Origin of the sequence: Virgibacillus oceani (genome assembly GCF_014638995.1) — a bacterium.
Classification (GTDB): domain Bacteria; phylum Bacillota; class Bacilli; order Bacillales; family Amphibacillaceae; genus Virgibacillus_E; species Virgibacillus_E oceani.
In genome coordinates, this window is sequence record NZ_BMFR01000022.1 from 34674 (window position 1) to 50018 (window position 15345).

Consider the following 15345-nt stretch of genomic DNA (forward strand, 5'->3'; position numbering starts at 1 on the left):
CTCCTAACTTACTGTTGAATGGTCAAGGAGCTATTCTAGTGCAGCTACTCCACCAATAATTTCTGTAATTTCTTGTGTGATAGCTGCTTGGCGGGCACGGTTGTATGACAATGTAAGGTCTCCGATAATTTCATCAGCATTATCAGACGCACTTCTCATTGCTGTCATCCGCGCTGCATGTTCACTCGCTTTACCGTCAAGCAATGCGCCATAAATTAAGCTCTCGGCATATTGCGGTAAAAGTACTTCCAATATTTCCTCTTGATCTGGTTCATATTCATATTGACTGCCCGAAACAGTGCCCTCCTGCAAATTAGTAAGTGGCAGTAATTTCTTAGAGGTCACTTGTTGCGAGATAACACTAATATAATGGTTATAATAAATATTCAGCTCATCAATTTCTTCATTAATATACATTTGTACTGTTTCTGAAGCCAATTCTTTGATATCAGCAAAATTCGGTTGATCGGCAAGTCCAAGAACACTTTTAACGATTGGCATATTGCGTTTTTTGAAATACTCATAGCCAACACGTCCAGCAACAATTATGACATATTCATCTGTTGAGTTGTGTTTCTCTTTAATCGTTTGATGCAATTTACGTAACACACTGCTGTTGTATGCTCCTGCAAGTCCACGATCCGATGTTATGACAAGGTATCCTGTCTTTTTCACATCACGGCTGTTAAGCATTGGATTGTCAATGTTTTTGCTGCTTTGTGCGATGCTTGCAACAACTTCCTGAATTTTTTCACTGTACGGCAAAAATGAATGAACATTTTCTTCGGCACGATTCATTTTAGAAGCAGAAACCATTTCCATTGCCTTGGTAATTTGTTTCATTTTCTTTGTAGAATCGATTTTGGTTTTAATATCTCTTAGTGATGCCAAGCTTTTTCACCACCCTTTCATTTCAAAGGTTGCGTGCATATATTAACTTAAACTTTTAGCTCAGACGGACTAGCATTTGCAAGTCCGCTTCGCCTTTGTTTACTTATCTGAAGGTAAAAATGTTTTCTTAAATGAATCTACTGCATCGTTCATATCGTTTGCTTCTGGAAGTTGACCAGTATCACGGATCGATGCAAGTAATTCCGAACGGTTTTCATCTAGCCATAAATGGAATTGTTCTTCAAAGCGTGTAATATCCTCTACAGGAATATCATCTAAGAAGCCTTTTGTCAGTGCATAAATGATCATAACTTGTTTTTCAACAGCTAGTGGTTTATGCAATCCTTGTTTTAAAACTTCAACTGTACGTGCTCCACGATTCAGTTTTGCTGCAGTAGCTTTATCAAGATCAGAGCCAAACTGTGCAAATGCCTCTAATTCACGGAAAGATGCAAGGTCAAGACGTAATGTACCTGCAACCTTTCTCATCGCTTTAACCTGTGCAGATCCACCAACACGTGATACCGAAAGCCCTGCGTTAATCGCCGGACGTACACCAGAGAAGAATAAATCTGATTGCAAGAAGATTTGTCCATCAGTGATCGAGATTACGTTTGTTGGGATATATGCTGAAATATCGCCTGCTTGTGTTTCAACAAATGGCAATGCAGTTAATGAACCGCCGCCTTTTGCGTCACTTAACTTCGCTGCACGTTCTAATAAACGAGAGTGCAGGTAGAATACATCCCCTGGGAATGCTTCACGACCTGGAGGACGACGTAAAAGCAATGAAAGTTCACGGTATGCTACCGCTTGTTTTGATAAGTCATCATATACAACTAATACATGTTTACCGTTATACATGAACTCTTCACCCATTGATACACCTGCATATGGTGCAAGGTATAATAATGGTGCTGGATCTGATGCTCCGGCAGATACAACGATAGTATAATCAAGTGCACCGTAACGGCGAAGTGTTTCAACTGTTCCGCGAACGGTTGAATCCTTCTGACCGATTGCAACATAGATACAAATCATGTCTTGGTCTTTCTGGTTAATAATTGTATCAATCGCTACAGTTGTTTTACCTGTTTGACGGTCACCAATGATAAGCTCACGCTGTCCGCGGCCAATTGGCACAAGTGCGTCAATCGCTTTAATACCAGTTTGCAGTGGTTCATCAACTGATTTACGATCCATAACACCTGGTGCTTCCGATTCGATTGGGCGAGATTTAGTTGTTTCAACCGGACCTCTTCCATCAATTGGCTGACCAAGCGGATTCACCACGCGTCCAAGCAATTCCTCTCCAACTGGTACTTGCATGATTCTGCCTGTACGACGAACTTCATCGCCTTCTTTAATTTCTGTATATGGTCCAAGGATAACGATACCAACGTTTGATTCCTCAAGGTTTTGCGCCATACCCATTACACCATTTGAAAATTCAACAAGCTCTCCAGCCATGACATTATCAAGGCCATGAGCACGTGCGATACCGTCACCAATTTCAATAACTGTTCCGACATCACTTACTTCAATTTCCGAGTCAAAACTCTCAATTTGCTGTTTAATCAGTGTACTGATTTCTTCAGCTTTGATGCTCATACCATTTCACCCCTATCATCATTTGTTTACAATATTCCGTTCGATGCGTTTTAATTTACCGCTGATGGAGCCATCATAAATGGTATTCCCCATACGGATTTTAACGCCGCCAATAATTGAAGGATCTACTACATTTTCAAGCTTGAGTGCTGTCTTATTAAAGCGTTTAGCAAACGTGCTTTCAAGCTCTGCTTTTTCGGCATCAGACAATTCACGAACAGAATAAACAAGCGCTTCTGCAGTTCCTTTAGCATCGTTCACCATTTGCGATAAATGATCAATAATGGATGGAATGCTATCTGCACGATGACGTTCAACAAGTAATTTTAACGTGTTGATTACATCGGTTGAAAGACCTTGAAACACTTCCTGCAAAAATTGTTTCTTCTTCTCATTATTTACTCGTGGATGCTCTAGGAATGTATAAAGTTTTTGGTTGCTTTGAAAGACTTCTTTAACAACGCGTAATTCTTCAACTATTGTTTCTAAAGTTGCTTTTTCATTTCCGAGTTGAAAAAGAGCTTCTGCATATCGTTTAGCAACTATACTCATCGCTCTTCTCCTACCTCTTTAATGTATTCATTGATCAGTTTTTCCTGATCTTGTGCACTTATTTCTTTTTCAATTACTTTACTTGCAATAAGAACTGATAATGATGCCACTTGATCCTGAAGTGCTTGGATTGCTTTTTCTTTTTCATTTTGGATTTCTTCTTGTGCGGCAAGTTTAATACGATCTGCTTCGTTACGTGCAGACTGTATAATTTCCTGTTCTTGCTTTACGCCGGCACTCTTGGCATCCTCGATGATCTTCTGTGCCTCTTGCTTTGTTTGCTTAAGTTGTTTAGTAGCTTCCTGTGATGCTTTTTCAGCTTCAGCGCGGCTTTTCTCAGCAGCTTCTATTTCCGAAGCAATATATTCTTCACGTTTTTGCATCATACCCATAATAGGGCCCCACGCATATTTACGCAGCAATACTAGCAATATAATAAAGAAAATTAATTGGACCAGCATATCTCCAACGTGCAGTCCACCAATTGCAGCATTAATCGTAGAAATTCCAGTGTATGCTTGCACAGAATTCACTCCTTTCACCATACATTTAGGCATTACAATGATTAATCAAACGTTTGATCAACCTATAATTATTAAGCATTTCAATTGTTATTCCAGTAATCTCGAATTGTTTAGGAATGTATAAAATTTGTGGCGCTGTAAAGTTATAAACAGAATAAGCCACGTCCAGCTCCAGCGCTAAAGCTGTGATGGACTTCCCTCACCTCCGTACGATAAGGTCAACATCGACGCTTAAGCTCACCCGAGTTTCCTTTATCTCCTGCGAAGGAATGTTCAGCTAAAACGGGCGTTTCCGCTTTTGTTAATTGCATAAACAACGGCGAAGATTCTATGGAAAGTCGAACTTCGCCATTTACTTATTATTACTATTGACCCATTACCATAAATGCGATAACTACTGCGATAATCGGCATAACCTCAACCAAACCAACACCAATGAACATTACAGTTTGAAGCTGACCTTTAAGTTCTGGCTGACGAGCAATACCTTCTACTGTACGACTTACGATAATACCGTTACCAATACCGCCACCAACTGCGGCTAATCCTACTGCTATTGCAGCTGCTAAAATTCCCATTATGAAATCCTCCTCATAAATATGTTTGTTTTTTTAATAATATCCTGTTCAAACAGAGGGTTTCTGTTCAAACTGGTTCATTACCAATTGTAAAAAAGCTTAGTGATCTGTGCTGACTTTGTGTGACATGTAAACCAATGTCAGCAATGTAAAGATAAATGCTTGAATGGCACCAACGAATATACTAAATCCTTGCCATGCCAACATAGGAATAGCACCGCCTATGAAACCGACAGCTCCTGATGTCATCAATCCTGCTAATAAACCTAACAGGACTTCCCCTGCATAAATGTTACCAAATAACCGAAGACCGAGAGTAAGAGAGTTTGCCAGTTCTTCTATTATTTTTATTGGCAAAAATATAGGGTAAGGTTTGATAAAGTCTTTCATATATTCCTTTCCACCTCGAATTTTCACTCCGTAAAAATTCGTCAGCAGAATAACCATTACTGATAGCGTTAATGTTATACCAGCATCAGACGTTGGGGATTTCCACCATAAATCGTGGCCAAATGTAGCCATTGTTATAACACCTAACATGTTACTTACAAATATATACGTGATAAGTGTTAATGCTAATGGCAAGAAGCTCTTTCCTGTCTTCCAATCCATTGCATCGTTGACCATTCCTTTGACAAAATCAATGATCCACTCCATAACGTTCTGTGCACCGGTCGGCTTTAACTGCAGGCTCTTGGCACCTAACACACAGAGAACGAATACAATTAATGATGCGATTGCGATCATCAAAACATTGGATAAATTAAAATCAAGCCAAGAAATTCCAAGTACATCTTCAACTATTGGTGCTTCATGATCCAACTTTTTCACCCCTTTTCTTAGCATTACTTTTTAGATTCATGCACAAAAAAATCTATCATAATGACAAGGTATGATGTCATTAATCCAATAACAACAGCGATAATGTGAAAATAGTCTTCATAGCGAAGTGCAATAACTACTGCTAAAGCGACTGCGGCCAATCGTGAAAGCGTACCGACTCCACGGACCGATTTCCCTTGTCCAACAGCCTCTGCTACATCATTAGTCTTCTTTTGTAATAGATATAAATTATAAAAACTAACCACACTTCCTAATAGAAGTCCGAGGAAGATACGCAGATACGGTGTAAAACCGGCTCCTAGTACCAAGATTGCGAGTAGGTAGAACATCCACTTGCGCTCGCGGGCTATCATATTTTGATATTGCGACATGATTTATACTTCCCCCGTGAATTTTTGAACAAAATGCAAGTATTCTGTAAATAATAGATAATCCTTTAGATTAAACCTTTAAAAATACTTCAGCACGCTGCCCAGAAAGCAAGTTGCGGGCAATTATCGGTAAAGACAATTGCATACAGTAGTTTAACGCTGCAAAAAACATAAGAAAAACCGGAGCTCCATAGTGATATACATCACTGACTAGAGATACTGAATCCGATATACTTATGTAACAAAAATTCGACTAAAAGACGCAATTATTGCAGTTTAATGAAAACCTTACCATTCCACACTAAGCAAGTGTACAATAGCCCCACCTTGTTGTCAATCAGTTTGTGAGAGAAACTACAAATTGGTAATTACTCTAATTTCGACCTGTTTTCGGAATGGTATTTTGTCGATTTTCTGCGTATTTTTGCACTAATAGCCATTACAATGGGGTTCATTTGTTAAACTGATTTTTAAAATCTAGAAAACCTTCCCATCTCCACTAATATTATAAATGATAATAGTAGACAAATTCATGACATTTTTGTGAACGAATGCACTTAATCTATTTGGATTTCAGTTTCGTAACTATCATAAGTTCCATTTTCCAATTCTAATGTAATCAGTGCCTTGTATATACCTGGTTCTCCAATGTCCTGCTTTTTTATATTTCCTTCATTCATACCTGCTTTCGGATCTTCAATTTCTAAGAATTCCCGTTCATAAAGTAATGTATCAGGGTTGTACAAATTTACATTAACTTGTTTAACCTGTTCCGTAAGATATAGCTGATAAAGGTACGTATCATCCGAAAATGGCTTTAATAAGAATTGGAAGCCCATTGCTTTCGGATTGTCCGCTTGCTTACTGACAAAAAGATATGGCAAATGAAAAACTTCTTCCCCTTGATTTAGCTTTAGCCATCCCTCATGTATACCATCTTTAAGCTGCTGTGTGACGACACTTAATTCAACTGGTATTGTTTTTTGTTCATTCTTTTTCAATGTAAATGTCTGCGGAAGATTCCAGCTAATTCCCTTTTCCTTTTTCGGGAACTCAAACGAATAGCGTTGCTCATGGTTTGATGTATTTTCTATCGTTAATGCAAGTTTGTTTGTTTCCTTATAATCATTAATTTTTCCAAAGGATAACAATGGTTCATAAATAATCGTTTCCGTGTTTACTGCTAGTTCTGGCTGAATTTGGCCCATCCCTTGGACAATTGGTTCGAAAAGTGTTCCATGATCGTCTTGAATTGGCTGGGCAGTTGTTTTTAATGCTCCAGTGATTTGTTCGACTGACCAATTCGGGTGCGCTTCTTTTAGTAAAGCAATCGCACCTGTTACATGGGGGGCTGCCATGCTAGTCCCTTGTAATTCTTTGTATCCGCCTGGAACTGTACTAAGAATATTTGCTCCCGGTGCAATAACATCGGGCTTTATATCCCAGTTAACTGCAACAGGTCCACGAGAACTAAATCCGGCTACACCCTCCATCGTTTCCTTATAGATTGATTCCAGATAAAGGGGGTCCACCTTGGATTGTTCCATTATCCATTCGCCAGCCTCCTTTGAAATGGCCGCTACAGGAATTGTTAGTGGAGCTTGGTCATTTTCTACCGATCCTTGAAAATACCCCTCTTCGTTATTATAAATTACTGCCGCCACAGCCCCTATTTCTTGTGCTTTTTTGGCCTTCTCATAAAAAGGAATTTTACCACGCTGGATGAGTACAATTTTCCCATGTGCATCGTGCAGCTGGTCCGTTAATTGGACAATTGGATAATCTTTTTCAAGGGTCCATGCGGGTGAGCCTAGCATTGTCGTTAATCCAATTGAAACATCCTCGGCCGGTTCGTAAAGGTATGGAACCTTTTGCGGCATAGTTGATGCTCCGACTGACATTGCCTTTGCAGCAGTCGCAGGGGAACCAACCGTCCAGTTCTTTGGTCCGCTATTCCCATTTGCAATAACAACGGCAACACCAAGATTAACCGCCCGATTGACGGCTATACTAGTAGGATAATCTGGTCCATTTACCGAATTGCCTAAGGACAAATTAATAACATCCATCCCATCTTCCACTGCTTGTTCAAGGGCCGCGATCACCTGTACCGATGTCCCCATTCCACCGGGTCCTAAAGCACGGTATGCATAAATATCCGCATCAGGCGCAACACCTTTTATTTTTCCATCGGCAGCTATAATACCAGCAACATGTGTCCCGTGTAATGTTGGCATACCTTGGGAGGCGATAGTTTCCATTGGATCATCATCAAGATCCACAAGATCATACCCATCAACAAAATTTGCTGACAGGTCTGGATGATTATAATCAATTCCAGTATCGATAATCCCTACCTTTACACCCTCACCAGTGTAATCAGTATCATTAATAGAAGCGGGGATAACTGAATTTGATGTCTCTGTTTCCTCTGAAGATTGATAGATTGCCTCGTATTTTGATACTGGATGAATCGCCTTAATAAAATCAAGTGAATCCATTCTTGCCATATCACCTGGATCACCTTGCAATGCAATGCCATTAAATAATTTATCATATGTAGCAACAACATCTACGTACGGATAGTATGCTTCCAAATATTCTTTGTGTTTTTCCGGATCCCCTTCCACCTCTATTATTATCGAGACTTTTTCATCGGGCATATCTGCGGGAGATGGTGCTGCTGGTATGATTGTTGGCATGAATAAGGTTGCTAGAATAGTGGTAATAACTAGAAAGCATCGCATTGGGGAATCCTCCTTTTCCCATTATTATTTGTAAAAAATGGATAATCATGCATGGTATTGGTTTTTTTCGTGCTTCGGATGTTTGCATTTTTGCTCTCCTGCCGATGTTCCCGTTCTCCTGCCGATATTCCTGCACCAAATATTCCTATCGACCCATCAAAAAGGACCCAGCGTCGTCTGCTGGGTCCTCAATCCTATTTAAAATAATCAACAATCGCATCGGCTATACGTTCAGATGCTTGTCCATCTCCGTATGGGTTTGATGCTTTTGCCATTTTTTCGTATGCCAATCCATCGGTTAGTAATTCATGTGCTAAGTTAAAAATAGTATCTTCGTCAGTACCGGCCAATTTTAACGTCCCTGCTTCGATGCCTTCTGGGCGTTCCGTTGTATCACGCAGGACTAGAACCGGAACTCCCAGTGATGGTGCTTCTTCTTGAACTCCGCCTGAATCCGTTAAAATTAAATGAGACCGTGCGGCGAAATTATGAAAATCAACAACGCCTAATGGTTCGATTAATTTAATACGGTCGTCATTTCCTAAAATCTCATTTGCTGTTTCCTGGACGACTGGGTTTAAATGTACAGGATAGATCACCTGTACATCATTGTGCTCTTCTACAATTCGCTTAATCGCGCGGAACATCTGCTGCATGTTATTACCAAGATTTTCACGGCGATGTGCAGTCATAAGCACTAGCCGCTTATCGCCAATTTCTTCTAAAATTGGACTAGCGTAACCGTCATCAACGGTTGTTTTTAACGCATCAATCGCTGTATTTCCTGTCACAACAATTCGGTCAGCTTGTTTATTTTCGTCCAATAGATTTTGTTTTGATTTATCTGTTGGAGCAAAATGAAGGTCTGCCATAACCCCTGTCAGCTGACGGTTCATCTCTTCCGGATATGGTGAGTATTTATCCCATGTCCTAAGTCCCGCTTCTACATGCCCTACTGCAATCTGGTTATAGTATGCTGCAAGTGAGGCAGCAAATGTAGTACTGGTATCACCGTGCACTAGAACGATATCTGGTTTCGTTTCTTTCATCACCTCGTCCAAGCCCTCTAATGCCCGTGTTGTAATTTGTGCCAGTGTTTGTTTTTGTTTCATAATGTTTAAATCATAGTCAGGTGTTATGTTGAAAATTTCAAGCACCTGGTCGAGCATTTCTCTGTGCTGTGCTGTTACCGTTACGATGGATTCAAACTCTTCCTCGCGCTTCTGCAATTCCAAAACAAGTGGTGCCATTTTAATCGCTTCTGGTCTCGTCCCAAAAATCGTCATTACTTTAATGCGCTTACTCATTTCTCGTCACTCCACATTTATTTTTCCGTTCTATTTGGTGCCATAAAGTCGGTCACCAGCGTCACCTAATCCAGGAACGATATAGCCATGGTCATCCAGCTTTTCATCCAATGCGGCTAGATAAACATCAACATCAGGATGTTCTTCCTGTATCTTTTTAACGCCCTCAGGTGCTGCAATCAAACACATTAAGCGGATTTGTTTTGCACCGCGTTTTTTCAATGAATGGATCGCATCATTTGCCGAACCGCCTGTTGCAAGCATTGGATCAAGCACGATCAGCTCACGTTCTGATATATCTGATGGCAATTTAATATAGTATTCTACTGGTTGTAAAGATTCGGGGTCACGGTATAGCCCAACATGACCAACACGTGCTGCTGGGATAAGGCTCAACATACCATCCACCATGCCAAGTCCTGCACGAAGAATTGGAATTAACCCAATTTTCTTCCCTGCTAATACTTTTGTTGTAGCTTCCATAACGGGTGTTTCAGTGGTAATTTCCTGAAGAGGCAGATCACGAGTAATTTCAAAGGCCATTAACATTGCTACCTCGTCAACAAGCTCGCGGAATTCTTTAGTTCCAGTATTCTTATCTCGTATGTACGTTAATTTATGCTGAATTAACGGATGATCCAGTACATGTACTTTTCCCATTTCGGTGATCACTCCTAACTATTAGTTACATCCTACAAATTGTACTGAAAAAATCACAGTGTTTCAAGCAATGATATCAGATTGTTATCATAAAAAGAGGATGTTCTGTATTTGGAACATCCTCACATTATTTATTATGCGTAAAGTGGAAAACGATCTGTTAATACTTTCACACGATCTGCCGCTTCCTGTAATTTCGCTTCATCTTCATGGTTTTTAAGCGTGAGTGAAATAATTGCTGCAATTTCATTCATCTCAGCTTCCTTAAATCCACGCGTTGTCACAGCAGCTGTGCCGATACGTACTCCGCTTGTTACAAAAGGGCTTTCCGTATCAAATGGAATCGTATTTTTGTTTGTTGTAATACCAATGTCGTCAAGTACTTTTTCTGCAACCTTTCCTGTTAGGCTAAGCGGTGTTACGTCTAAAAGTAATAAATGGTTGTCAGTGCCGCCTGAAACAATGCGGATTCCTTCGTCCTTCAATGCCTCGCCTAAGACTTTGGCATTTTTGACAATTTGTCTTGTGTATGCTTTAAAATCATCTGATAATGCCTCTTTAAATGACGTTGCTTTTGCAGCAATAATGTGCATCAACGGACCGCCTTGCATACCAGGGAAAACGGACTTATCAATTTTCTTAGCAAATTCTTCTTTACACAAAATCATACCGCCACGCGGGCCTCTTAATGTTTTATGTGTTGTTGTTGTAACAAAATCAGCATGCGGCACTGGATTTGGGTGAAGTCCTGTAGCAACAAGACCAGCAATGTGCGCCATATCTACCATTAAATAAGCTCCTACTGCATCTGCAATTTCACGGAACTTAGCAAAATCAATTGAACGGGAATATGCACTAGCACCAGCAACAATTAGCTTCGGCTGAACTTCTTTCGCTTTTTCCAATACGGCATCATAATCTAGCTGCTCTGAATCTTTATCCACACCATATTCAACAAAGTTATAAAGCTTACCACTAAAATTCACCGGACTGCCATGTGTTAAATGGCCACCATGGTTCAAGTTCATACCAAGTACAGTGTCACCTGGTTCTAAAGCAGTGAAATATACCGCCATGTTCGCTTGTGCACCTGAATGCGGCTGTACATTAGCATGTTCAGCATTAAACAGTTCCTTCGCACGGTCTCTAGCTAAATTTTCCACTACATCAACAAATTCACAGCCGCCATAATAACGTTTGCCAGGGTAGCCTTCCGCATATTTATTCGTTAACACAGATCCCATTGCTTCCATAACCGCTTCTGACACAAAGTTCTCTGATGCGATCAGTTCAATTTTTTCCTGCTGACGTGTTTTTTCATTTTGCATTGCTTCGTATAGCTCTTGATCCGCTTGAGATAGGTTTTTAACTGCTTGTTTCACTTGTTCCATTTGTATAGCCTCCTATGTATTTGATTAGTTACAGCTGTTATTTATTGCGGTGTCATGATACATTGCTCGTTCACCGCCAATTAATTTTGGCCTGGTACGTGCTGCTGTTACACGGGCATTCCCAATCATACGCTGGCTAAAACGCACCGGAACTGCAACCTGTTTAAGATGCATCCCGATCATCGTTTCACCAACGTCTATGCCCGCATGTGCTTGGATCGTTTCGACAACTACTGGATTTTCCATATGTTTATAGGCATAAGAAGCCATTGACCCACCAGCAGTTGGAACAGGAATTACAGATACTTGTTCAAGCTGATGAGCGTCCATTGTTTCCTGTTCAACGACTAATGCACGATTTAAATGTTCACAGCATTGAAAGGCAAGCTTGATAGCCGTCTTGTTTTTCAATACTTCCAGCTCATTAAAAACGATTGCCGCTAATTCTTCACTTCCGGCGGTTCCAATATGTTTCCCAGCTATTTCGCTTGTGGAACAGCCTATGACAAAAAGATTCCCTTTGTGCAGATGCTTGCTTGAAATCCATTCACCGATAAGTGCATGACAATCTTCTTGCACGTGCTTGCTGAAATCTACCATGTCTATCACCTGCCATGTGAAATGCATACATTAAACTTATTTATCCTCATACGTTGTAATTTTGCCAATCCGATTTGCGTGTCGGCCGCCATCAAATTCGGACTCAAGCCAGTTCTTTGCGATTTCACGGGCCAATCCAGGTCCAATAACCCGCTCGCCCATTGCCAGTACATTTGAATCATTGTGCTGTCGGGTTAATTTTGCTGTATAAACATCATGTACCAATGCACAGCGGATACCCTTTACCTTATTTGCTGTGATGGACATGCCAATCCCGGTTCCGCAAATAAAAATACCGCGGTCAAATTCACCTTTAGCTACACGTTCTGCAGCTGGAAGTGCGTAATCTGGATAATCTACTGAACTTTGGCAATCACAGCCAGTGTCCTCGTAGTCAATCCCCATTTCGTCTAATAGATTTTTCACTTCATTACGGATTGTCATCCCCGCATGATCTGCTGTAATAATAACCTTCATCATTGCCACTCCTTCTCTTAAGGTGATATTAGGAGACGTTAAATTTCCGGATTTGCTTATTTAACGTCGTTGCCTGATCTTCTAAATCATATGCCAAATGATCAACTTGCTCAATTATGCTTGCCTGTTCCTGAATGGATGCATTTATTTCCTCTGCCCCAGCAGACGTTTCTTCAGCGATAGCTGCAACTTCCTGTGATTGTTTAACGGTTGCCTGAATAGACTCCAGCTGACTATTTACCAATTGCGAAATCGCATCAATTTCACCTGCTACATCATTAATGGATTTTGACATTTGCTCAATGGCACCATTTGTTTGTTCGCCTTTTTGTGCCTCTTTATTAGCATATTGCACATTTTCATTAATTTTATTTACTACGTGTGAGACATCTTCCTGGATCGTTTTGATTAAATCAGAAATGCGCTGCACTGCTTTTGCACTTTGGTCTGCCAATTTGCGAATTTCATCGGCAACTACCGCAAATCCTTTACCATGCTCACCCGCTTGAGCGGCTTCAATCGATGCGTTTAAAGCCAATAGATTTGTTCGGGCGGCAATTTCACCGACCATCGTTATAACCGTTTCTATTTGCGAGGCATTTTGCTTTAGATGATCAACATCCTGCAACGATTTTTCCTGATCGCTTGCAAGCTGCTGGATACCCGCAACCAACTCATTTACCACAGCTTTACTCGTATTTAGTGTATCAATCATGTTGTTTGATTTTTCTTTCGATTGACTTGCCTTGTTTTGTACTTCACCAGCAAGTTCTGTTGCCACCTCAACGGACTCTGCCGTTTGCTGAATGGCCTCGGACGAGCTTTCTGCACCCTTAGCTATTTCATCAATAGATGCACCAATTGCTTTCGAGTATTGAGCAGCCCGATCCGATGAGTTCTTGATGTTTATTACAGATTGGTTCGTATGATCAAAGTGCTTATCTATATTATGGACCATATCGGTTAAATTTTTAAGCATCTTGTCAAAAGCAATACTAAGTGAGCGAATTTCATCGTCAGAATTTGATATTTCTACGGTCTGATTTAAATTTCCGTTTGCTGCATTGGTTGCAGCAATTTCAAGACTTTCCAATGGCTTTGTAATAAAACGGGCAGCGAAATATGCTAATACACCCGACCAAAAAATCCCCATTGCTAACGTAATAATTGTGAACCAATTTTCTGACACGTTCCAAAATGACTGAACATAATTGAAAACAAAATAAATGAAAATAGCACTAAAGGTATACGTAATAATCGCCAATAGTGTTGTCAGCAAAACTAATTTCAATCGTAAACTAAATCGATATTTTCTTTTCATGGATGCTTCCCCTTACACCTGCATACTTTATTTTATCTTTTTAATTAGTGAATCAATATATTTATCTAATTCATTTAATGTTTCCTGATATATTTTCAGATCCCCGCCAAACGGATCAGAAATATCGTAATTAATTAAACTTGCTTCCAGCTGCTGAATGTAGTCTAAATCGTCTCTTAAATGCTGTTCGAGCTCATATTCCAGTTTACTATTATTCAGTTTCTGCTGGTTTTCCTGGATAAATATGGATCGTTTTTCTTCATAGTTTGCATAGGCATGTTTAAGTTCGCTCCATACTTTTTTATCTGCTTCTGAAACGTATTCCTTTAAAGTGAAATATTTATCCTGAAATTTCGGATGCTGCAAAATAAGTGATTGTTTATGCTGTGTCGTCATCGTTAAAACGAGATCTGCCCAGTGCAGCAATTTATCCGTAACAGGCTGTGAACGATGATCCAATGTGATTCCTTTTCGTTCAAGTGCCTCCATCGCGGTTTGATTTGCACGTTGATTTTGCCCGGCAAAAATCCCCGCCGACTGAACCTTGGCCTCTTTGAATTTATGTTTGATTAACGCTTCCGCCATCGGGCTCCGGCACGTATTTCCTGTACAAATAAACAAGATTTTCATAATGCAACCCCCGTAAAAAAACTCTTAACTAAAATATAACATAGAAATAAATCAATTGTTAGAAAAAATGCGGGACAAGGGGTGACCCCTTGTCCCGCATTTTTTCCACTTTTTTACTCATCCAAAAATCAGCTTTAATCCAAAGCCGCATAATATACTTCCACCTAATATTTCACTATATACTCCTAGTAATCCATGTACCTTTTTCCCAAGGATCATGCCCATCCATGTCAGCACCATGCTGGCCGCTCCAAACAGAAAAAGGGCAATGGCAGTTTTTACGCCTGACATGCCAAGGCTAAGCCCAACAGAAAAGCTGTCCATGCTGACACTTAATGCAAAAAGCAGCAGTCCGATCCCCATTGGCTGAACGATCTTTTTTATTTCATGATTAAATGCAGAAAAAAGCATCTGTGCACCGATTGCAATTAATAGAAAACCTCCGATAAGAATCGTAATTTCACCGATTTGGTTGGAGATTGCCTTTCCTACTATTATACCGATAAAAGGCATTATCATATGAAATAGCCCGATAACTACACCAATCAAGGCAATTCGTTTCAGCCGTATCCTTTGCATTCCCATACCAAGGCTCACTGAAAATGCATCCATTCCCAGTGCTACCGCCATAAAAACTAATGAAACAATTTCTCCCAATTGATACGCTGACATAAAATATCCCCCTCGGACATGCTTATAAATAATATGCATGTCCAAGGGGGATTATGAATCGATAATACGGGGCTGCCCTTGGAACCGGTGTCATGGGACAAGGGGTCTGACCCACTAGCGTTGCACAGCTTACAGAAACTGTAAATTAGTAATTTGTATATGTAGACAAA

At 40.2% G+C, this 15345-nt stretch carries 16 protein-coding genes; all 16 read right to left on the minus strand.

Going from position 1 to position 15345, the window contains the following annotated elements:
* Window positions 1-30: 30 nt before the first annotated feature.
* Complete coding sequence (atpG, locus tag IEV74_RS17505) at window positions 31-891, minus strand: ATP synthase F1 subunit gamma (protein ID WP_188456666.1); 861 nt, start codon at window positions 889-891, stop codon at window positions 31-33.
* Between the two features lie 99 nt (window positions 892-990).
* The gene (gene atpA, locus IEV74_RS17510; RefSeq protein WP_188456667.1) at window positions 991-2502 is read right to left on the minus strand and encodes a F0F1 ATP synthase subunit alpha; all 1512 of its coding nucleotides are present in this window, start codon (window positions 2500-2502) and stop codon (window positions 991-993) included.
* A gap of 18 nt (window positions 2503-2520) precedes the next feature.
* A complete protein-coding gene (locus IEV74_RS17515; RefSeq protein WP_188456668.1) occupies window positions 2521-3054 on the minus strand; it encodes a F0F1 ATP synthase subunit delta in 534 nt (177 codons plus the stop codon).
* On the minus strand, window positions 3051-3599 hold the full coding sequence (gene atpF / locus IEV74_RS17520; RefSeq protein ID WP_188456683.1) for a F0F1 ATP synthase subunit B: 549 nt from the start codon (window positions 3597-3599) through the stop codon (window positions 3051-3053). The genes IEV74_RS17515 and atpF overlap by 4 nt, the downstream gene beginning before the upstream one ends.
* Before the next feature lie 344 nt (window positions 3600-3943).
* Window positions 3944-4156 (minus strand): F0F1 ATP synthase subunit C, encoded by a 213-nt coding sequence (gene atpE / locus IEV74_RS17525; protein ID WP_099159400.1) that lies wholly within the window; start codon window positions 4154-4156, stop codon window positions 3944-3946.
* 99 nt (window positions 4157-4255) lie between these two features.
* Complete coding sequence (atpB, locus tag IEV74_RS17530) at window positions 4256-4978, minus strand: F0F1 ATP synthase subunit A (RefSeq protein ID WP_188456669.1); 723 nt, start codon at window positions 4976-4978, stop codon at window positions 4256-4258.
* A 23-nt stretch (window positions 4979-5001) separates the two neighbouring features.
* Complete coding sequence (locus IEV74_RS17535; protein WP_188456670.1) at window positions 5002-5370, minus strand: ATP synthase subunit I; 369 nt, start codon at window positions 5368-5370, stop codon at window positions 5002-5004.
* A 557-nt stretch (window positions 5371-5927) separates the two neighbouring features.
* Complete coding sequence (locus IEV74_RS17540; RefSeq protein ID WP_188456671.1) at window positions 5928-8117, minus strand: S8 family serine peptidase; 2190 nt, start codon at window positions 8115-8117, stop codon at window positions 5928-5930.
* Window positions 8118-8311: 194 nt separating this feature from the next.
* Window positions 8312-9424, minus strand: a complete 1113-nt coding sequence (wecB, locus tag IEV74_RS17545) for a non-hydrolyzing UDP-N-acetylglucosamine 2-epimerase (protein ID WP_188456672.1) — start codon at window positions 9422-9424, stop codon at window positions 8312-8314.
* 30 nt (window positions 9425-9454) lie between these two features.
* A complete protein-coding gene (upp, locus tag IEV74_RS17550; protein WP_188456673.1) occupies window positions 9455-10084 on the minus strand; it encodes a uracil phosphoribosyltransferase in 630 nt (209 codons plus the stop codon).
* A 134-nt stretch (window positions 10085-10218) separates the two neighbouring features.
* The gene (gene glyA, locus IEV74_RS17555; RefSeq protein ID WP_188456674.1) at window positions 10219-11475 is read right to left on the minus strand and encodes a serine hydroxymethyltransferase; all 1257 of its coding nucleotides are present in this window, start codon (window positions 11473-11475) and stop codon (window positions 10219-10221) included.
* A 24-nt stretch (window positions 11476-11499) separates the two neighbouring features.
* On the minus strand, window positions 11500-12075 hold the full coding sequence (locus IEV74_RS17560; protein ID WP_188456675.1) for a TIGR01440 family protein: 576 nt from the start codon (window positions 12073-12075) through the stop codon (window positions 11500-11502).
* A 36-nt stretch (window positions 12076-12111) separates the two neighbouring features.
* Complete coding sequence (rpiB, locus tag IEV74_RS17565) at window positions 12112-12552, minus strand: ribose 5-phosphate isomerase B (RefSeq protein ID WP_188456676.1); 441 nt, start codon at window positions 12550-12552, stop codon at window positions 12112-12114.
* 28 nt (window positions 12553-12580) lie between these two features.
* Window positions 12581-13873: a methyl-accepting chemotaxis protein gene (locus tag IEV74_RS17570; RefSeq protein WP_188456677.1), complete on the minus strand. Its 1293-nt coding sequence runs from the start codon at window positions 13871-13873 to the stop codon at window positions 12581-12583.
* Between the two features lie 27 nt (window positions 13874-13900).
* A complete protein-coding gene (locus IEV74_RS17575; RefSeq protein WP_188456678.1) occupies window positions 13901-14503 on the minus strand; it encodes a low molecular weight protein arginine phosphatase in 603 nt (200 codons plus the stop codon).
* A 117-nt stretch (window positions 14504-14620) separates the two neighbouring features.
* Window positions 14621-15175, minus strand: coding sequence for a manganese efflux pump MntP (locus IEV74_RS17580; RefSeq protein WP_188456679.1), 555 nt, complete (start codon window positions 15173-15175; stop codon window positions 14621-14623).
* Between the last annotated feature and the right edge of the window lie 170 nt (window positions 15176-15345).